Origin of the sequence: Propionivibrio sp., assembly GCF_017995515.1 — a bacterium.
In the GTDB taxonomy this organism is placed as follows: Bacteria; Pseudomonadota; Gammaproteobacteria; order Burkholderiales; family Rhodocyclaceae; genus Propionivibrio.
In genome coordinates this window covers 44,546-64,510 of record NZ_JAGOIT010000005.1, presented here as the reverse complement: position 1 = coordinate 64,510, position 19,965 = coordinate 44,546, and the positions used below count along the sequence as shown (strand labels likewise).

The following is a 19,965-nucleotide window of genomic DNA, read 5'->3' as shown; positions in this document are numbered from 1 at the left end:
CCACGCTGACACACCGTCGCTGTGTCAGAAACCGTGTCAGACCGAACGCCTTCTGCCCATTATTTACGCAAAAAAACAGGGTCCTGGTTGCCCAGGCCCTGTTTCTTTTGAAAAATCTTTGGTGGTGATGGGCAGAATTGAACTGCCGACCTATGGGTTATGAATCCATCGCTCTAACCAACTGAGCTACATCACCAACAAGGCGCGAGATTATAGGGGGTCGCCTCATCTCCGGTCAAGCGTTACGATCACACAAGGAATTTCAGCATTGTCTATAATGCACGCATGCCACTACCCGCATCCCTCATTGCCTCTGTTGTTAGCGCCGTTATTGAGGCTGCCGTGCAAAGCTCGGGCACCACGACCGGTGTGCAGCAATACGAGTATTACACCGCGACCCGAACCCTCCCGCCTGAAGCCAAGCAAGGGGTCATGTTCCCGCCGCTCGGCGATGGATTCGTGGTGATCGATGGAAAATCCTATCGTTTGGCGACGACCGCTCAGCTCCGCAGCCCGCAGAACCTGATCGTGATGCCGATGACGATCCAGGGCAAGAAGGACGTGGTTTATCTCGCAGACACGTACGGCGCTGTTTCCCGCGTGTGGCTGCTCAGCTCAGCCGAAGTTTCGGCGCTTCAAGAAGACTAATCAGGAAAACATGGTAAAAAAACTGTTCATCCGCACCTTCGGGTGCCAGATGAACGAGTATGACTCGGACAAAATGGCCGATGTACTCGGTGCCTCTGAAGAAATCGTCAAGACCGACCGGCCCGAAGACGCCGACATCATCATCTTCAACACCTGTTCGGTACGCGAAAAGGCGCAGGAGCGGGTATTTCACGACCTTGGCCGGGTGCGCCCGCTGAAGAAGGACAAGCCCGACCTCGTGATCGCTGTCGGCGGCTGCGTTGCCAGCCAGGAAGGCGAAGCGATCGTCAAGCGGGCGCCGTACGTTGACGTGGTGTTCGGACCGCAGACCTTGCATCGTTTGCCGCAACTGATCGCTGAGCGGCGCAGTGCAGGGAAGTCGCAGGTCGACATTTCCTTCCCGGAGATTGAGAAGTTCGACAACCTGCCGCCGGCCAAGGTTGAGGGTGCTTCCGCCTTCGTCTCGATCATGGAGGGCTGCAGCAAGTTCTGCACCTTCTGCATCGTCCCCTACACGCGTGGCCAGGAAGTCTCGCGGCCGTTCGACGACGTGCTGACCGAAGTCGCCGGGCTCGCCGCGCAAGGGGTCAAGGAAGTCACGCTGCTTGGCCAGAACGTCAACGCCTACCGCGGCGCGATGGCGGGCAGCGAAGAAGTTGCGGATCTGGCGCTCGTCATCGAATACATCGCCGAGATCCCCGGCATCGAGCGCATCCGCTACACGACGTCGCACCCGCGCGAACTCTCGCAGCGCCTGATCGACGTCTACACCAAGGTGCCGAAGCTCGTCTCGCACCTGCACCTGCCGGTGCAGTCCGGCTCCGACCGCGTGCTTGCCAACATGAAGCGCGGCTACACGGCGCTCGAATACAAGAGCCTGGTGCGCAAGCTGCGTGCGGCGCGGCCCGACCTTTCGCTCTCTTCGGACTTCATCGTCGGTTTTCCCGGCGAGACCGCCGAGGACTTCGAGAAGACGATGAAGCTGATCGACGACATCGGTTTCGACGCGTCGTTCTCCTTCGTCTACAGTTCCCGCCCCGGAACGCCGGCCGCCGAACTGACTGACGACACGCCGCAGGAACTCAAGCTCGAACGGCTGATGCGCCTGCAGAAGCGCATCGACGATCTCGCGCAGGGAGTCTCGCAAGCCATGGTCGGTTCGATCCAGCGCGTGCTCGTCGAAGGACTGTCGAAAAAGGACGACACCGAGTTGGCCGGACGCACCGACAACAACCGCATCGTCAACTTCATCGGCAACCTGCGCCTGGTACACCGCTTCGTCGACGTGCGCATCACTTCCTCCCTGCCGCATTCCTTGCGCGGCGAAATCGTCACCCGCGAGTCATGAGCACGAAGAATCCGACCAAAACCGCCACGAAGCCGCGCGCCATCGAACTGCTGCTCTCGCCGGTCAACAACTCGCAGCTCGCGAACCTGTGCGGCCCGCTCGACGAGAACCTGCGCCAGATCGAGACCGCACTCGACGTATCGATCGCCCGCCGCGGCGAGCGCTTCACCTTGCGCGGCGAGCGCGAGCAAACAGCGCGCGCTTCGGAAGCCCTGCAGATTTTCTACGCTCAGGCCAGGGATTCGCTCTCGGTCGACGAGATCCAGCTCGGCCTGATCGAGCTGATCAACAAGCCCGCGCGCAAGGACGCACCGGTCGGCGGCAACGCGCCGCTGCTGATGACGCGCAAGACCGAACTGCACGGCCGAACGCCGCGCCAGGTCGAGTATCTCAAGCAGATCCAGGAACACGACATCACCTTCGGCACCGGCCCGGCTGGCACCGGCAAGACCTATCTTGCCGTCGCCTCGGCGGTCGATGCGTTCGAGCGCGAACTGGTGCAGCGCATCGTGCTCACCCGCCCGGCGGTCGAGGCCGGCGAGCGGCTCGGTTTCCTGCCCGGCGATCTGGCGCAGAAGGTCGACCCTTACCTGCGTCCGCTCTACGACGCGCTCTACGACCTGATGGGCTTCGACAAGGTGGCCAAGCTCTTCGAGCGCAACGCCATTGAAATCGCCCCGCTCGCCTACATGCGCGGGCGGACGCTGAACCACGCCTTCATCATCCTCGACGAGGCGCAGAACACGACGCCGGAGCAAATGAAGATGTTCCTGACGCGCATCGGCATCGGCGCCAAGGCCGTCGTCACCGGTGACGTCACACAGATCGACCTGCAGCGCGGCCAGAAGAGCGGCCTGATCGAGGCGCGGCAGATCCTGCGCGAGGTGCGCGGCATCGCCTTCACCGAGTTCCAGAAGGAAGACGTCGTGCGCCACCCGCTGGTCGCGCGCATCGTTTCTGCCTACGAGGCGCATACGGCGGCGCTGGAGGCCCAGCTCAATGACAAGTAAGCGCCTCAATCTCAGCGTGCAATACGCCTGTAATCAAGCCGGCTTACCCTCCCGGCCGCAGATCCGCGCCTGGGTGCGCGCCGCGCTGGACGTGGACGAGAAGCGCGGCGGGCAGATCACGATCCGCTTCGTCGAGCCGGAAGAAGGCCAGTCGCTCAACAGCGACTACCGCGGCAAGGACTACGCGACCAACGTGCTTTCCTTTCCCTACGAAGTCGAACCCGTCGTCGCCGGCGATCTCGTCATCTGTGCCGCCGTCGTCGAACGCGAGGCCGCGGAGCAGGAGAAAACGCTCGAAGCGCACTATGCCCACCTGATCGTGCATGGCATCCTGCATCTGCAGGGCTACGACCACGAGATTGGCGAAAACGAAGCACGGCTCATGGAAGACAAGGAACGCACGATCCTCGCGCAACTCGGTTTTGCCGACCCTTATCGCAACGACACTGACTAATGGACCCTGACAAACCGTCTTTTTTTGAACGCATCTCTTCCCTGTTGCTGAGAGAACCGGAAGACCGGGAACAACTCATGCGCCTCTTGCATTCGGCGCACGAGCGTAAGCTGCTCGACGCCGATGCGCTCTCGATCACCGAAGGCGCGCTCGCCGCGTCCGAGGTCAGCGTGCACGACGTCATGGTGCCGCGCGCGATGATCGAGTTCATCGACATCGACGCGCCCCTCGAAGAAGTCATCGCCCAGGTCAATCGCACCGCCCACTCGCGTTTTCCGGTCATCGACGACAGCCGCGACAACGTCGTCGGCATCCTGCTCGCCAAGGATCTGTTGCGTGTGCGCGCCGACCGTCCGTTCAAGCTGCGCGACTGGCTGCATCCGGCCGTTTTCATCCCGGAATCGAAGCGTCTCAACGTCCTCCTGCGCGAGTTCCGCGTCTCGCGCAACCACATGGCGATTGTCATCGACGAATACGCCGGTGTCAGCGGTCTCATCACCATCGAGGACGTGCTCGAACAGATCGTCGGCGAGATCGAGGATGAATACGACTTCGACGAATCCGAAGGCAATATCCGGCCGGACCAGTTCGGCCGCTTCCGCGTCAAGGCGCAGACGACGATCGAGGACTTCAACGAACATTTCGGAAGCCACTTCAGCACGGACGAATGCAACACGGTCGGCGGACTGATCCTCAACCACCTCGGTCGGGTGCCAAGGCGCAAGGAGGAAATCGTGCTCGGCGGCCTGAATTTCGTGGTCCTGCGTGCCGACCGGCGGCGCATGTACACGCTCCTTGTCACCCGCGAGCAAGCGCCGGATGAGACTTCCTGAGCCGGCAACGCGGCGACTAATCTTCGCGGGACTGCTCGGTGCCGCCAGCGTTGCCGCCTTTGCGCCGCTCGACTGGTTCGTAATCGCCTGGATAACGCACGCCGGCCTGTTCGTGCTCCTGAGCCAGGAGGCTGAAACCAGCGACGCTAGCGACACCGGCCGGCGCCCGCGCCGAGGCGCGTTGATCGGCGGCGCGTTCGGTTTCGGTTTTTTCATCACTGGCGTCTCCTGGATCTATGTCAGCCTGAGCACTTTCGGCGGCATGCCTTCGGCACTGGCTGCGCTGGCCACGCTGCTCTTCTGCGCTTTCCTTTCCCTCTACCCCGCGCTGGCCGGTGCGCTGTTCGTTCACCACGCTCCCGCGCGCTGGTGGCAGCGCGCGTTGCTCCTCGCTTCCCTGCTGACGCTCGGCGAGTGGCTGCGCGGCTGGATATTCACCGGATTCCCGTGGCTCGCGTTCGGCTACTCGCAGACCCCGCCGAGCCCGCTCGCCAGCTACGTACCGCTGTTCGGCGTATTCGGCGCGTCGTTGCTGACGCTGTTCGTCGGTGCCTTGCTCGGCGAATCGCTACAGAGGTTTCGTGCCGCGCCGGGACCTTCGCGCGCGGCGATCGCCACACCGACACTCCTGGTTTTGGCGGTATTGGCCGGCGGCGCCCTGCTGCGCGAGATTCGCTGGACGGCGCCACAGGGATCGCCCGTCAGCGTCGCGCTGCTGCAGGGCAACGTCGCGCAGGATCTCAAGTGGCGGCCCGAGAAATTCATCGAATCGCTACGTACCTACTACCGCCTGGCGCTGGAGAATCCGGCGCAGCTCACCGTCCTGCCGGAAACCGCATTGCCCGCCTTCCTCGACAACGTGCCACGCGAGTATCTCGATGAGGTCAAGAAGCTGGCGGACCGCGAACGGGGCGACCTCATCTTCGGCATCGTCGTCGGCAACCACGAAAACTACAGCAACAGCGCGGTCAGCGTGGGCGCGTCACCCGAGCAGCACTACCGCAAGTCGCACCTCGTTCCCTTCGGCGAGTTCACTCCGCCCGGGTTCTCCTGGTTCCTGAAGCTGGCTGACATCCCGATGTCGTCCTTCACCCCGGGCGCATCGCCGCAAGCACCGATGGCGCTTGCCGGGCAGCGGGTGGCCGTCAACATATGCTACGAGGACGCCTTCGGCGAGGAAATCATCCGCAGCCTGCCCGACGCGACGCTGCTCGTGAACATCTCGAACGTCGCCTGGTTCGGCGACTCGCTCGCGCCGGCGCAACACCTGCAGATCGCCCGCATCCGCGCGCTCGAGACCGGCCGCATGATGCTGCGCGCGACCAACACCGGCATGACCGCCATCGTCGACACGCGCGGTGAGGTGCAAGGGGTCCTACCACCCTTTACGCGCGGCGCCCTGCGCGGAGACGTCGTCGGCCACACCGGCGCCACGCCCTACGTGCGCTGGGGCAACTGGCCGGCGATCGGCTTCGCGTTCGCCGTTCTCCTGCTCTCGCTCACCGTTTTCCGCAGGAACGACGCCGTATCCTGACCCACTCGCCATTAGCCGATATCGCCATGACAACCACCATGACCTCCCCCGCACCCGACGCACGGCACCTCCCGGATGGCGTCACCCTCACCACCACTGCCGACCTTTATCCGCAGCTGCACACCGCCGGTGAGGCGGGGCTCCCCGTGCTGCTCGTCGAAAATGCACACGGGCGCGCCGTCATCGCCTTGCAGGGTGCGCACGTCCTCGCCTTCCGCCCGATGGATCAGCGCGAAATGCTGTGGCTCTCGCCCAGGTGCAAGCTGCAGCCGGACACGGCGATTCGCGGGGGCATCCCGCTCTGCCTGCCGTGGTTCGGCGCCGGCCCGGACGGCAAGTCGGCACATGGTTTCGTGCGCACGGCCAACTGGACCCTGGCAAACGCGGCGATCACGCCGGCGGGCGCAACGCGCGTCACGCTCGAACTCGCCGGCGACGCATCGACCAGCGGACTCTGGCCGCACGCCTTTGTCTTCCAGCTCGAATTCCTCGTTGCCGAGACGCTGACGATCCGGCTGTCGGCGACCAACCGCAGCGCTGAAACCGCGCCCTTCGCCTTCGCCTTCCACACTTACTTCGCGGTTCCCGACGTTGCGCAGGCGCGCGTCAGCGGACTCGAGGATACCGACTACATCGACAAGATGGACGGCGGCGCACGCAAGCGCCAGGCCGGTGAGGTCACGATCGGTGCGGCCACCGACCGCATCCATCTCGACGTTCCGGCGAGGCAGACGATCGAAAGCGCGGACGGCCGCATCGTCATCGAATCCGACGCCGGCTGCGCGATCGTGTGGAACGCCTGGGACAACGACCGCAACATCGCCGACATGGGCGAGGGAAATCACGTCGGCTACCTGTGCGTCGAGCGCGGCGAAGTGGCCGAGCGAGCGCTGACGATTCCGGCGGGCGAAACCTGCCACAGCTGGATGACCCTGTCGCTGTAGTCCGCATGCCGGCAGGGCCAGGAAGACCGGGTGCCAGGCATCGCCATGCGCCCGATCCGTCTTTCTCGTCGGCTGCAAAACCAAGTAAAATCGCGGTTTCTCCCGTTTTGTCGAAGCCTCACATGCCCATTCAGCCTACGTTTCAGGAAGTCATCCTGCGTCTCCAGAGTTTCTGGGACAAACAGGGTTGTGCGCTGCTCCAGCCTTACGATATCGAGGTCGGCGCCGGCACTTTCCATACCGCAACGTTTCTCCGCGCCATCGGCCCGGAACCGTGGAACGCCGCCTTCGTACAACCTTCGCGCCGCCCGAAGGATGGCCGCTACGGCGAGAACCCGAACCGTCTGCAGCACTACTACCAGTACCAGGTCGTGCTCAAACCCTCGCCCGACAACATCCAGGAACTGTACCTGCAGTCGCTCGAAGCGCTGGGCATCAACCTCAAGGAACACGACATCCGCTTCGTCGAGGACGACTGGGAATCGCCGACGCTCGGCGCCTGGGGCCTCGGCTGGGAAGTCTGGCTCGACGGCATGGAAGTCACGCAATTCACCTACTTCCAGGAAGTCGGTTCGCTGACCTGCAAGCCGGTGCTCGGCGAAATCACCTACGGTCTGGAACGCCTGGCGATGTACCTGCAGGGCGTCGAAAACGTCTATGACCTGGTGTGGACCCACGCCAACGGCCAGACGCTCACCTACGGCGACGTCTATCACCAGAACGAAGTCGAGCAATCCAAGTACAACTTCGAGCACTCCAACGTCGAGATTCTGTTCCGCCACTTCAGCGACCACGAATCGGAAGCCAAGCGCCTGATGGGCCTCAACCTCGCGCTCCCGGCTTTCGAACAGGTGATGAAGTGCTCGCACTGTTTCAACCTGCTCGACGCGCACGGCGCCATCTCGGTCACCGAACGCGCCGCCTACATCGGCCGCGTCCGCGCCCTGGCGCGCGAAGTCGCGCAGTCCTACTACAACTCCCGCGAAGCGCTCGGCTTCCCGATGTGCAAGGGAGCGAAATAACATGACCACAGCCACCCTCCTCGTCGAACTCCTGACCGAAGAACTGCCGCCGAAAGCCCTGTCGCGCCTCGGCGAGGTCTTCTCCGCACAAATTCATGCCGGTCTCGCCGCGCGTAAGTTGCTGACCGCCAGCGACCAGTACCAATGGTTCGCCACGCCGCGCCGTCTGGCGATTCAGGTGCCGGGCGTACTGGCCGTTGCGCCGGACGCTGCCGTCACCGAAAAGATCATGCCGGTCAGCGTCGCACTCGACGCCGCTGGTCAGCCGACGCAGGCGCTGCTCAAAAAACTCGAAGGCAAAGGCATTCCGGTGTCGGAAGTCGCCAAGTTCGAGAAGCGCATGGACGGCAAGGCCGAGGCACTGTTCTACGAAGCCACCGTCAAGGGCGTTGCGCTCGATGACGTGCTCGCCGGTATCGTCGCCGACGCACTGAAAAAACTGCCGATCCCGAAGGTCATGCGCTGGGGCGATTCCGACCACCAATTCGTGCGCCCGGTGCACGGTCTGATTCAGCTGCACGGCGAGCGCATCGTTCCCGGCGAGGTGCTCGGCCTCAAGAGCCGCGACTTCACTCGCGGTCACCGTTTCCTCTCGGCCGGGGACATCGCGATCAAACAGGCCGACGCCTACGCCGACGTGCTCAAGACCGACGGCAAGGTCGTCGCCAGTTTTGCCGAACGCAAGGCTAGTATTGCCGCGCAACTCGACGCCAAGGCCGCGGAACTCAAGGCCACGATCAACCCGTCGGAAGGCCTGCTCGACGAGGTCACTTCGCTGGTTGAATGGCCCGTGGTTTATGTCGGCGAATTCGAATCCGAGTACCTCGACGTGCCGCAGGAATGCCTGATCCTGACGATGCAGCAGAACCAGAAGTACTTCCCGCTGCTCGACGGCACGAAGAAGCTGCTCAACAAGTTCCTGATCGTCTCCAACATGCAGGTCGACGATCCGAAACACATCGTCGGCGGCAACGCCCGCGTCGTGCGTCCGCGCCTCTCGGATGCCCGTTTCTTCTTCAATCAGGACCGCAAGGCGACGCTGGCCTCGCGCCTCGACAAACTGGCCAACGTCGTCTATCACAACAAGATCGGCTCGGTGCTGCAACGCGTCGAACGCCTTGAAACGTTGAGCGGCAAGATCGCCGGCAAACTCGGCGCCAACGCCTCGCTCGCCGCGCGTGCCGCGCGCCTGGTCAAGGCCGACCTCGTTACCGACATGGTCGGCGAGTTCCCGGAACTGCAAGGCATCATGGGCCGCTATTACGCGCTGCACGACGGCGAGGACAAAGACGTCGCCGACGCCGTACAGAGCCACTACCAGCCGCGCTTCGCCGGCGACGCGCTGCCGGCCGGCAACATCGCCTGCGCCGCCGCGCTCGCCGACAAGCTCGATGCGCTGGTCGGCTTCTTCGGCATCGGCCAGATCCCGACCGGCGACAAGGATCCGTTCGGCCTGCGCCGCGCCGCGCTCGGCGTGCTGCGCATCCTGATGGAAACGCCGCTGCCGCTCGACCTCGCCGAACTGATCGCCGACGCGCAAGCCGGTTTCTCCGCCGGCGTGCTGACGCAACCGGTCGCCGAGCCGCTGCTCGACTTCATGCTCGACCGCCTGCGCGGGCTGCTCAAGGAAGCTGGTTATGCGCAGGACGTCATCGAGGCCGTACTGGCGCAACGCCCGACGCGCATCGACCTCGTGCCGCCGAAGCTCGCCGCGGTGCGCGACTTCCTCGGTTTGCCGGAAGCGCTGGCTTTGGCCGCGGCGAACAAGCGCATCGGCAACATTCTGAAGAAGGCCGAAGGCAGCCTGCCCGAACCCGACGTCGCGCTGCTGCAGGAAGCTGCGGAGAAAACGCTGTTCGAGCGCGTGACGCTGATCGCGCCGGTGGTCAAGTCGCACGTCGCCAACGAGGACTACGCCGACGCGCTGAAGGTACTCGCCTCGGTGCGCACCGAAGTCGACCAGTTCTTCGCCGAGGTGATGGTCAACGTCGACGAACCGCTGATCCGCGCCAACCGTCTCGGTCTGCTTGAATCGCTGTTCGACCTGCTCAATGCAGTCGCCGACATTTCCAGGCTGGGCGTATGAAACTCGTCATCCTCGATCGCGATGGAGTCATCAACTACGACTCCGAACACTTCATCAAGTCGGTAGCGGAGTGGAAAGCACTGCCGGGCAGCCCTGAGGCCATCGCCAAGCTGACCCAGACCGGCTATCGCGTCGTGGTGGCAACCAACCAGTCCGGCATCGGGCGCGGGCTGTTCGACATGGACACGCTCAACGCCATGCACGACAAGATGCATCGCGCCGTGCAGGCGGCGGGCGGGCGGATCGACGCCGTGTTCTACTGCCCGCACACGGCGGACTCCAACTGCAACTGCCGCAAGCCTAAGCCGGGCATGATGGAACGCATCGCTGACTGCTTCAATGTCGACCTCAAGGGCGTTTACGCCGTCGGCGACTCGCTGCGCGACCTCGAGGCCGCGGTGACGGCCGGTGCGCTGCCCATCCTCGTCCTCACCGGCAAGGGTGAAAAGACGCTCGCCGAAGGCAACCTGCCGGCCGGAACCCTCGTTTTCAACGATCTGACCGCAGCCGTCGAACACATCCTGAGAACATGATTCCCGTCATCCGGTCCGTCGTCTACCTGATCCTCGCCACCCTGATCACCGCGCCGTTCGGCTTTCTGGTGACATTGGCCATTGTCCTGCCGATGCGCGTGCGCTTCTGGCTCATCTCCGTCTGGCGCGCCGGCTTCATGGCGATCTGCCGCTACGTTCTCGGACTGCACTACCGCGTCGTCGGGCGGGAGAACATCCCGAGCTCTCCGTCGATCATCTTCTCCAAGCATCAATCGGCCTGGGAAACGGTCGGTTTGCAGGCGATTTTTCCCGACCAGGTCTTCGTGCTGAAGAAGTCCTTGCTGATGATCCCCTTCCTCGGCTGGGCGTTCGCTGCGGTAAAGATGATCTCGATCGACCGCAAGGCCGGCAAGGACGCGCTGCGTCAAGTGATCGATCAGGGTTGCGAACGGCTGAAAGCTGGCTACTGGGTCGTCATTTTCCCGGAAGGAACGCGCGTCGCACCGGGTGAGAAGCGCCGCTTCAAGACGGGCGGTGCGCACCTCGCCATCGCCTCGGGCGCCTTGCTCGTCCCGGTCGCGCACAACGCCGGCGAATTCTGGGCGCGCAACGCCTTCGTCAAGAACCCGGGCGTCATCACGGTCAGCATCGGCCCGGCGATCGACCCGATCGGCCGGACGGCCGACGAGATCACGGCAATCGCCGAACAATGGGTCGACGCCGAAATGCGCCGCATCTCGCCGCAGCACTACGCGCGCGCTGAAACCACCGCCCCCGCTGTCGCCGGTTGAACGAAGCGCCGTTCTTGTTCCCGCTTGAAAAACCGCTGTCGGCCGACGAGACGGCGCGCACGATCGCACTCGGTGACCGCATCGTTCCCTACGTGCTGCGCCGCGCCCGGCGACGTACCATCGGTCTGACCATCGACCACCGCGGATTGCGCGTCGGCGCCCCGCCGCGTGCCTCGATCAAGGAAGTCGAAGCGCTGATCCTGCACCATGGGGCTTGGGTCGCCAACAAGCTTGATGAGTGGCGCACGCGGCGTCCCGCTGAAGCATTGAAGGTCATCGACGGCCTTCACCTGCCACTGCTCGGCGGAACGCTGGAAGTCCGCCTGTCCGTCGGTGCCAATCGCGCACTCTGGAGTGCGCAAACGCCGCCGGTTCTCACGCTTCTTCTGCGCGCCCCCGATGACGCCGCTCAGGTGCTGGAGCGCGCGTTGCGCAGGCGTGCCACCGAGCTGTTCGCCGAACGGCTTTCCCTCTTTGCCGCGCAAATGGCGCTGCATCTGCCGCCGCTGTCGCTCTCTTCGGCACGCACACGCTGGGGCAGTTGCAGCCGAAGATCAGGCATCCGGCTGAACTGGCGGCTGATCCATTTTCCGCCGCATATCGTCGACTACGTCGTCGTGCATGAACTGGCGCACCTGCACGAGATGAACCATAGCCCCAGATTCTGGGCAGTCGTCGAACAGCATTATCCCGATCACCGCCGTGCGCGCGGCGAGCTGAAGCTGCTCGCCGCGACTTGCCCGCGCTGGTAACCAGCCGCTACTCAGTGCCCGCCGCGCAAAGCCGCGGTTTCGACACGCTCGATCTCCGCGCGCACCGCGGCCTTCATTTCGCGCTCACGCCGCGACTGCGTGCGAATCGTCATCAGGCTGTAGGCGATGATACCGACCGATACGGTGAGGATGAGGATCGTCGCCGCAGCGTAGATCGACGGATTCACGCCGCGCCGCGCGTAACCGAAAATCACCTGCGGCAGCGTGGTGACGCCCGGCCCGGAGAGGAATTCCGAGATGACCACGTCGTCGAAGGACAGCGTGAAGGTGAGCATCCAGGCGGCGATCAGCGAGGGCAGGATGTTGGGCAGCGTGACCAGAAAGAACACCTGCACGGGACGGCAACCGAGATCCATTGCCGCTTCTTCGATGCTGCGGTCCATGTCGCGCAGGCGAGCGCTGATGACGACCGTCGCGTAGGCCATGCCGAGCAGGGTGTGCCCGATGACGATCGTCGTCACACCGCGATCCGGCCAACCGACGGCGTGCTGGACCGAGACCATGAGCAACAGTAAGGACAGGCCGATGATCACCTCGGGCATGACCAGCGGTGCACTGACCAGGCCGGAGAACAGCGAACGCCCGCGAAAGCGCTGGTAACGCACGAGGACGAAGGCGGCAAAGGTGCCGAGGATGGTCGACAAGGTCCCGGTGACCACCGCCACGCGCAGCGACAGGAAGAAGCCGCTGACCAGCCGCGAGTCGTTGAGCAGCGCTGTATACCAACGCGTCGAGAAGCCCGTGAAGATGCCGTCCTGGCGCGTGCTGTTGAACGAAAAGAGGATCAGGAAGACGAGCGGCGTATAGAGGAACAGATAGACGACGACCATCCAGAAACGGCCGAAATGGTTCTGCAGGAAACGGGCGAGGGTTTGGGAGAGCTTGCTCACGTCATTCCTCCGCCGCGTCGCGCTCGGCGCTGTAGTGGTTGTAGACAGCCATCGGCACCAGGATGAAGAGGATCATGACGATCGCCAGCGCGGCGGCGCGCGGCCAGTTGTTGCTGCTGAACATTTCGTCCCAGACGACGCGGCCGATCATGATGTTCTCGGCACCGCCGAGCAGCGAGGGGATGACGAACTCGCCCAGGCAGGGGATGAACACCAGCATCGAGCCGGCGATGATGCCGGCCTTGGAGAGCGGCACGGTGACCAGCCAGAAGGCTTTCCACGGGCTGGCGCCGAGGTCGTGCGCGGCTTCGAGCAGGCGGAAGTCCATCTTCACCAGCGTCGCGTAGAGCGGCAGGATCATGAACGGGCAATAGACGTAGGTCATGCCGACCAGCATCGAGACGTCCGAATAGAGGAGCTGCAGCGGCTCCGCAGTGATGCCGAGCCAGATCAGCGTATTGTTCAGCACGCCCTGGTCGGCAAGGATGCCCTTCCAGGCGTAGACGCGCAGCAGGAACGAAGTCCAGAACGGCAGCATGATCATCATCAGGAGCGCCGGCTGAAACGACTTCCTCGCGCGCGCAATCGCGTAGGCAAACGGGTAGCCAATCACCAGGCACAGCACGGTCGTCCAGAACGCGTACTTGACCGAGGTCAGGAAGGCCTCGATGTAGATCGTCTGCCCGAACAGCGCGGCGCCGCTGTCCGTCGTTTCCTCGAAGATCGACACATAGTTCTGGTACTTCAGCATGATGCGCAGCACGCCGTCGACCGTTTCCATCAGCGGTGCGAACGGATCGACGCCGTTGCCCATGTCGGTGACGCTGATGCGCACCAGGATGAGGAAGGGGACGACGAAGAAGATCAGCAGCCAGACGAACGGCACGCCGATGATGAAGCGCTTGCCCAGACGCAGTTGGGAAAGTCTTTCCAGGATCATGACGCCCTCGCCTTATTGCGTCAGAACGACGGGATCGGCCTCATCCCACCAGAAGAAGACCTGATCTTCCCACGTGATGTCGATGTTCTCCAGCCGGCTGCCGTTCGGTTCGGTGACGACGACGGTGCGCCCGCTCGCGGCCTCGACGACGAAGGAGGTGTAGCTGCCGAAATAGGCGATTTCGCGCACCTTGCCGCTGAAGAGATTGACCGAGACATCCGCCGGCCGGTTCTTCGCGATGTAGATCTTCTCCGGCCGCACGGCGACGGCCAGCGGCATGCCGATGGCGCCGCCGATGCCGTGCGAGATGTGCATGACGCCGTGATCCGTCGTGATCTCGCAACGATCCGGCTCGTCGACGCTGAGTTGCCCGTCGAAGAGATTGACGTTGCCGATGAAGTCGGCGACGAAGCGGTTGATCGGGCACTCGTAGATTTCCTTCGGCGTCCCGACCTGCAGCACCCGCCCGTGGTGCATGACGGCGATGCGCGAAGCCATCGTCATCGCCTCTTCCTGGTCGTGCGTCACCATCACCACCGTCACGCCGACCGATTCGATGATGTTGACCAGCTCAAACTGGGTGCGCTGCCGCAGCTTCTTGTCGAGCGCGCCCAACGGCTCGTCGAGCAAAAGCAGTTGCGGCTTTTTCGCCAGGCTGCGCGCCAGTGCGACGCGCTGCTGCTGACCGCCGGAAAGCTGATGCGGCTTGCGCTTGGCGTAAGGGGTCAGTTGCACCAGATTGAGCATTTCCTCGACGCGCGCCTTGATCTGGGGCGCGGGCATGCCCTCGCGCTTCAGGCCGAAAGCGATGTTGTCCCAGATGTTGAGATGCGGGAACAAGGCATACGACTGGAACATCATGTTGATCGGCCGCTCGTAGGGCGGGAAGGACGCGATATCGACACCGTCCAGGAACACCTTGCCCGAGCTCGGCTTCTCGAAGCCGGCCATCATTCTGAGCAAGGTCGACTTGCCACAGCCGGAACTGCCCAATAACGCAAAGATCTCGCCTTTCTGGATCGAAATCGAAACCTCATCCACGGCGATGACCTCATCAAATCGTTTGACCAGATTATCGGTACGTAAAAACCCCGGGTTACGAGGGTCCAGCTGGCTCATGGCGGTTAGTTCCTGCTCTTGGGTCAAATGCATGAAAAAAGCTGTGCCCGCCGACCAGGGCGAGCACAGCCTCGAAACCGATGACGCTCATCGGCGCGGCTTATTTGCCTTTCTTGAACTGCGTATAGACGTTGCTCATCGATTCGCGCGCCTCGTTGCTGAAGCTCGACGGCGACACCATCTTCGCCATCGTCTCGGCATCGACGAACACCGTCTTGTTCTGCGCAATTTCAGGATTCACCTTCTCCAGGCTCGCCTTGTTGGCCGTCGCGTAGCTCAGTTCGTTGGTCAGCGTGGCCGAGACCTCCGGGCGCAGGTAGTAGTCGATGAACGCCGCGGCATTCTTCGGATGCGGCGCGTCCTTCGGAACCGCCAGCGAGTCGAAGAAGATCAAACCGCCGGTCTTCGGCAGGAGAACCTCGATTTCATTGCTGCTCTTGTTCTCAATCGCCCTGCTCCGTGCGATGTTCATGTCACCGGCCCAGCCGAGCGCCACGCACGCCTTGCCACCGGCCAGGTCGTCGATCATCGTGCTGGTGAACATGCGAACGTCGCCGCGCACCTTGGCCAGCATTTCGCCCGCTGCCTTGTGATCGGCCGGATCGTTGGAATAGGCGTTCTTGCCGAGGTAGTGCATGGCTGGCGGAACGATCTCGGTCGGCGAATCGAGGAAGGCGATACCGCAGGATTTGAGCTTCGCCGTGTATTCCGGGTTGAACACGAGATCCCAGGCGTTCTCCGGCATCGGCGTCGAACCAAGGGCCTTGGCAACCTTGCCCTTGTTGATGCCCACCGTTGTATAACTCCACGCCCACGGCACCAGATAATCATTGCCGGCGTCAACCGAAGCGAGCTTGCTCATGATCGCCGGATCGAGGTTGCCGAGGTTCGGAATGCGCGCCTTGTCGAGCTTCATCAGCAGACCGCCGTCGATCTGCGACTTGGCGAACACGGCGCCCGGAACGACGAGGTCAAAACCGCTGTTGCCGGCAACCAACTTGGCGTGCAGGCCTTCGTTGTTCTCGAAGGTCTGGTAATTCACCTTGATGCCCGATTCCTTCTCGAAATTGGCCACCATGTCGGCCGGAATGTAGTCGGCCCAGTTGTAGATGTTCAGCACCTTTTCTTCGTCGTTGGCGGCGACCGGTGCAGCAGCCGGTGCGGCCTCGGCGGGAGCGGCTGCCGAGGCGGCGGCTTCAGCCTTCGGCGCTTCGGACCGTACCGGAGCCGGCGCTGGCGCCTCGGCCACGGGCGCCTCCTTTTTCCCACAAGCCGTCACAGCGAGAACCGACAGCGCAAGAACCAGGATATTCCGTTTCATCGTACTGATAACTCCAAAAGAAAAACGCGGGGGAACAGAGGGAAGGAACCGTGGCGTACCAAGGGATGCCGGGGTGAATTCTATCCCGAATTTATCGTTGGTTTCGTCAATATTATCGACATGACCACTGTGTTTCCTGGTTGCCAAGCCGGACGCAATAAGCGCAGAATCAAGCGGCATAGCGTGCGAACATTCCCGAACCAGAAAACGAGCTCGTCCATAGCCAAATCCGGGCGCGGGCGAAAGGGTAATCGTCATGTCAGGCATCCGGCAGCCACTCCTCTCGATCGTCACCGCGCCCGCGCCCTGTGCTTGCTCTGGCCTTGCGTTAGCCGACCCGCTCGACCGGTCGTCCTGCAAGCTCCTTCCGGGATCGGGTATCTGACCATGCCGGCGAGCCGCGCACGCCCGAACCTGCACAACGCATCGATGGCTTTCGCCGTACTCGCGGCGCTTCTGGCGATGGTCGGCGGCGCTGTCGTCCTGGCCGGTTATCTGCTCGATCTCCCGGCCTTGCGCGCCATCCTGCATGGATGGGCGCCGATGAAGCCGACCTCGGCGTTGTGCTTCATTCTCAACGGGCTGGCACTCCTTTTCTCGCTGCTCACTACCGGCCGGCCCGACGGCGCCAACACGGCACCGCCCGTTGGTCCGGTCTGCTCGCGCTGCTGCTTGTTCTGCCGGTACTCGTCGGCCTGCTGACGCTCGCGGAACACCTGTTCGGAAGAAGCCTGCAGATCGAGGCGCTCCTGGTCAACGAGCGCCTCACCGCAACGGCTTCGGCGACCAGCTTCCGCATGGCGCCCGAGTCGGCCGTCAGCCATACGCTGCTGGCGATTGCCCTCTGGCTGAACACACCCCCGAGCCTCGCGCGCCGACGCCTGATGATTTCGTCATTCCTCAGCATCATGGTCGTGGCGCTCGCCGTCTCGGCCATGAGCACCTACTTCTCGCCGGCGCTCGGCATGTTTGGCTGGTTTGGTCTGAGCGTCATGGCCGGCGACGCGGCGATCCTGTTCATGCTGCTCGGCACCGCCTCTTTCCTGATGGTCTGCCGGCAGAAGACGTTCTCATGGGAACTCGGTAAGACCACGACGACCGGCTTCGCGCTCGGGACGGCTTTGCTCGTAATCATCGGCATCACCGCGATCCGCTCGCAGTACGAAGTCTCCGAGACCAACCGACGTCTGTCGAATGCCGACACGCTCTACGCGCGCAGCGCCGACACCTACTCGTACATCGCACAGCACCAGAGCTTCATCCTCAGCTACCTGCTCACCAACGACCTGCGCTCGCTCAACTCGGCGCAGGTTGCCGTCGACCGGGCGCGCTTCATGATCGACGAACTCGGCAACGGAAACTCGCCGTTGGGGCAGCTGGACAGCGCCCGCATTCCGTTCATGGAAAGGACCACGACCCTGCTCAAATGGTCGTCCGAAACGCTAACGACGATCCGGCGTGGCCTCAAGACTGAGGAAAAGACGGCCATCGCCACCGAAGGCGACAGGTTGCTGAACGAACTGGGCCTCGCCTTCGACCAACTCGAGGAAAAGCACCGGCACGTTTCGACCGGACTGCGCCAACAGACCGAATACGTGCGCAAGGCGGCGTTCCTGATCACCACGCTCGGGATGCTGGTGAGCATCGAACTCTTCGCGCTCGTCATGCTCCGCGTCAACCACCTGGTCAGCGAGCGGCACCGGGTCAAACGCGAGCTCATCGAGAGCGAACAGAACTTCCGCACGCTTGCCGACTCGGGACAGGCGTTGATCTGGACGGCTGGCATCGACAAGGAGTGCAACTACTTCAACCAGAGCTGGCTCAACTTTACCGGCCGCAGCCTGAAACAGGAGCTCGGCAATGGCTGGTCCGAAGGCGTCCATCCGGACGATTTTGAACGCTGCCTGGAAACCTACGTATCGGCCTTCGACCGGCGCGAGAAGTTCAGCATGGACTACCGCCTGCGCCATCATTCCGGCGAATACCGCTGGATTCAGGATGAAGGCGCGCCGCGCTACGACGCAGCCGGCGAGTTCGTCGGCTATATCGGCAATTGCTACGACATCACCGAACGCAAACTGGCGAGCAAGGTGCTTGAAGAAAGCGAGTTGCGTTTCCGCAAGCTGCTCAACGAGATCTCGTCGGTCGCCGTGCAGGGTTACGCGAGCGATCTGACGACACGCTACTGGAACCATGCCTCGGAGATGATCTACGGCTATCCGGCGAGCGAAGCGATCGGGGAAAAACTCACCGAACTCATCATTCCGCCCGAAATGACCGAAGCGGTCGAAAACGTGGTGGGCGAGATGCTGACTACCGGGATTCCACGACCGACCGAGGAACTGTCGCTGATGCGCAAGGACGGCTCGCGCGTCGATGTAATCTCAAGCCACGCGATCGTCGAGGTGCCGGGCAAGACGCCGGAACTCTTCTGCGTCGACATCGACATCAGCGCGCGCAAGCAGGCCGAGGCCGAGCTGGAAAAGTACCGCAACCACCTGGAGGAGCTCGTCGCCGACCGTACCAACGCGCTGGCCGAAGCGAAGAATGCCGCCGAGACGGCCAACCGCGCCAAAAGCACCTTCCTGGCCAACATGAGTCACGAGATCCGCACGCCGATGAACGCGATCATCGGCCTCGCCCACCTGCTGCACAAAGACATCAAGGAAACCGGCCCGCGCGACAAGCTGGCGAAGATCGGCGAAGCGGCGCAGCATCTGCTCGGCATCATCAACAACATCCTCGACCTCTCAAAGATCGACTCCGGCCGCCTGACGCTCGAGGAAAGCGAGTTCTCGCCCCGAAAGCTCATCGACAGCACGCTGTCGATGCTCAACGAACGCGCCGTGGCCAAGGGCCTGCAACTGTGCACGGCGATCGACAGCACGGTGCCGCCGCTCCTGATCGGCGATCCCTTGCGCTTGTCGCAAATTCTGATCAACTTCGTCGGCAACGCGATCAAGTTCTCCGATACCGGCACCATCAGCGTGCGCCTGCGCCACATCGAGGACGACGAACAGAGCGTCCGCCTGCGGCTCGAAGTCAGCGACCAGGGCATCGGCCTGAGCGAGGAGCAGCAGAAACGCATCTTCCACGCCTTCGTCCAGGCGGACAGTTCGTCGACGCGCAAGTATGGCGGCACCGGGCTGGGCCTCGTCATCAGCCGGCACCTGGCGCAGATGATGGACGGCGACATCGGCGTCGACAGCCAGCCCGGTGACGGGAGCACCTTCTGGATCACCGTTCGCCTAAAGAAACCGGCGAGAGCATCTACCGAGCAGGCGGCGGCCGAAGGAGACGTCATGCTGGAAGACGTCATCCGCGCGCGCTTCGCCGGCCATCGCGTGCTGCTCGTCGAGGACGACCCGCTCAGCCGCGAAGTCGCCATGGAACTGCTCCGTCTTGCCGGATTGGTCGTAGAGGCCGCGGGCAACGGCGAAGAAGGTGTCGCCATGGCACGGGAGCGTGATTATTCGCTGATCCTGATGGACATGCAGATGCCGATCATGGGCGGTCTCGAAGCCACCGAAGCGATCCGCCGTCTGCCGGGAAAAGCAGAACGACCATTCATCCTCGCCATGACCGCCAACGCCTTCGACGAAGACCGGCAAGCCTGCCTCGATGCGGGCATGGACGACCACATCCGCAAGCCGGTCGACCCGGACTCGCTCTACGCCACACTGCTGCAATGGCTTGAGCGCCTCTGAGCGAGCGCGTCGCCAGCGGGTTTGGAACTTCGGCCGGCGAATGCTGCCAAG

At 63.1% G+C, this 19,965-nt stretch carries 18 protein-coding genes and 1 tRNA gene; 14 read left to right on the top strand and 5 right to left on the bottom strand.

The features are described from left to right. Nucleotides 1–119: 119 nt before the first annotated feature. Nucleotides 120–196: transfer RNA gene (locus KBA32_RS01760), tRNA-Met, on the bottom strand. Between the two features lie 89 nt (nucleotides 197–285). Between KBA32_RS01760 and KBA32_RS01755 the strand changes: the two genes are divergently transcribed. The 12 genes from KBA32_RS01755 to KBA32_RS01700 all read left to right on the top strand — a co-directional run bounded on the left by KBA32_RS01755 (nucleotide 286) and on the right by KBA32_RS01700 (nucleotide 11,916). Beyond that, nucleotides 286–648 carry a hypothetical protein gene (locus KBA32_RS01755; protein WP_294354365.1) on the top strand — a complete coding sequence of 121 codons (363 nt, stop codon included), beginning with the start codon at nucleotides 286–288 and terminating at the stop codon, nucleotides 646–648. Nucleotides 649–658: 10 nt separating this feature from the next. Continuing rightward, a complete protein-coding gene (miaB, locus tag KBA32_RS01750) occupies nucleotides 659–1,996 on the top strand; it encodes a tRNA (N6-isopentenyl adenosine(37)-C2)-methylthiotransferase MiaB (protein WP_294354362.1) in 1,338 nt (445 codons plus the stop codon). Beyond that, nucleotides 1,993–3,006, top strand: coding sequence for a PhoH family protein (locus tag KBA32_RS01745; RefSeq protein ID WP_294354359.1), 1,014 nt, complete (start codon nucleotides 1,993–1,995; stop codon nucleotides 3,004–3,006). The genes miaB and KBA32_RS01745 overlap by 4 nt, the downstream gene beginning before the upstream one ends. Further along, nucleotides 2,996–3,460 (top strand): rRNA maturation RNase YbeY, encoded by a 465-nt coding sequence (gene ybeY, locus KBA32_RS01740; protein ID WP_294354357.1) that lies wholly within the window; start codon nucleotides 2,996–2,998, stop codon nucleotides 3,458–3,460. Before KBA32_RS01745 ends, ybeY begins: the two co-directional genes overlap by 11 nt. Further along, the gene (locus tag KBA32_RS01735; RefSeq protein WP_294354354.1) at nucleotides 3,460–4,293 is read left to right on the top strand and encodes an HlyC/CorC family transporter; all 834 of its coding nucleotides are present in this window, start codon (nucleotides 3,460–3,462) and stop codon (nucleotides 4,291–4,293) included. The genes ybeY and KBA32_RS01735 overlap by 1 nt, the downstream gene beginning before the upstream one ends. Further along, the gene (lnt, locus tag KBA32_RS01730) at nucleotides 4,280–5,827 is read left to right on the top strand and encodes an apolipoprotein N-acyltransferase (RefSeq protein ID WP_294354352.1); all 1,548 of its coding nucleotides are present in this window, start codon (nucleotides 4,280–4,282) and stop codon (nucleotides 5,825–5,827) included. Before KBA32_RS01735 ends, lnt begins: the two co-directional genes overlap by 14 nt. A 38-nt stretch (nucleotides 5,828–5,865) precedes the next feature. Then, on the top strand, nucleotides 5,866–6,771 hold the full coding sequence (locus tag KBA32_RS01725; protein WP_294354349.1) for a D-hexose-6-phosphate mutarotase: 906 nt from the start codon (nucleotides 5,866–5,868) through the stop codon (nucleotides 6,769–6,771). A gap of 122 nt (nucleotides 6,772–6,893) precedes the next feature. Beyond that, complete coding sequence (gene glyQ, locus KBA32_RS01720; protein WP_294354346.1) at nucleotides 6,894–7,793, top strand: glycine--tRNA ligase subunit alpha; 900 nt, start codon at nucleotides 6,894–6,896, stop codon at nucleotides 7,791–7,793. 1 nt (nucleotide 7,794) lies between these two features. Then, on the top strand, nucleotides 7,795–9,879 hold the full coding sequence (gene glyS, locus KBA32_RS01715; protein WP_294354345.1) for a glycine--tRNA ligase subunit beta: 2,085 nt from the start codon (nucleotides 7,795–7,797) through the stop codon (nucleotides 9,877–9,879). Next, the gene (gene gmhB / locus KBA32_RS01710; protein WP_294354343.1) at nucleotides 9,876–10,412 is read left to right on the top strand and encodes a D-glycero-beta-D-manno-heptose 1,7-bisphosphate 7-phosphatase; all 537 of its coding nucleotides are present in this window, start codon (nucleotides 9,876–9,878) and stop codon (nucleotides 10,410–10,412) included. Before glyS ends, gmhB begins: the two co-directional genes overlap by 4 nt. After that, nucleotides 10,409–11,164 carry a lysophospholipid acyltransferase family protein gene (locus KBA32_RS01705; RefSeq protein WP_367113730.1) on the top strand — a complete coding sequence of 252 codons (756 nt, stop codon included), beginning with the start codon at nucleotides 10,409–10,411 and terminating at the stop codon, nucleotides 11,162–11,164. The genes gmhB and KBA32_RS01705 overlap by 4 nt, the downstream gene beginning before the upstream one ends. Nucleotides 11,165–11,178: 14 nt before the next feature. Continuing rightward, entirely contained in the window at nucleotides 11,179–11,916 is a 738-nt protein-coding gene (locus KBA32_RS01700; protein WP_294354340.1) for a M48 family metallopeptidase, read from the top strand. A gap of 11 nt (nucleotides 11,917–11,927) precedes the next feature. Here the strand turns inward: KBA32_RS01700 and KBA32_RS01695 are convergent, their stop codons facing one another. The 4 genes from KBA32_RS01695 to KBA32_RS01680 form a co-directional block, all read right to left on the bottom strand. Next, nucleotides 11,928–12,827 (bottom strand): ABC transporter permease, encoded by a 900-nt coding sequence (locus tag KBA32_RS01695; protein WP_294354338.1) that lies wholly within the window; start codon nucleotides 12,825–12,827, stop codon nucleotides 11,928–11,930. A gap of 1 nt (nucleotide 12,828) precedes the next feature. Beyond that, nucleotides 12,829–13,767: an ABC transporter permease gene (locus KBA32_RS01690; protein WP_294354335.1), complete on the bottom strand. Its 939-nt coding sequence runs from the start codon at nucleotides 13,765–13,767 to the stop codon at nucleotides 12,829–12,831. A 12-nt stretch (nucleotides 13,768–13,779) separates the two neighbouring features. After that, nucleotides 13,780–14,886 (bottom strand): polyamine ABC transporter ATP-binding protein, encoded by a 1,107-nt coding sequence (locus tag KBA32_RS01685; RefSeq protein ID WP_294354333.1) that lies wholly within the window; start codon nucleotides 14,884–14,886, stop codon nucleotides 13,780–13,782. A gap of 100 nt (nucleotides 14,887–14,986) precedes the next feature. Next, nucleotides 14,987–16,135, bottom strand: coding sequence for an extracellular solute-binding protein (locus KBA32_RS01680; protein ID WP_294354331.1), 1,149 nt, complete (start codon nucleotides 16,133–16,135; stop codon nucleotides 14,987–14,989). A gap of 459 nt (nucleotides 16,136–16,594) precedes the next feature. Between KBA32_RS01680 and KBA32_RS01675 the strand changes: the two genes are divergently transcribed. Then, entirely contained in the window at nucleotides 16,595–16,909 is a 315-nt protein-coding gene (locus tag KBA32_RS01675) for a hypothetical protein (RefSeq protein ID WP_294354328.1), read from the top strand. A 95-nt stretch (nucleotides 16,910–17,004) separates the two neighbouring features. Next, nucleotides 17,005–19,914 carry a PAS domain S-box protein gene (locus tag KBA32_RS01670; RefSeq protein WP_367113731.1) on the top strand — a complete coding sequence of 970 codons (2,910 nt, stop codon included), beginning with the start codon at nucleotides 17,005–17,007 and terminating at the stop codon, nucleotides 19,912–19,914. The last annotated feature ends 51 nt before the right edge of the window (nucleotides 19,915–19,965 follow it).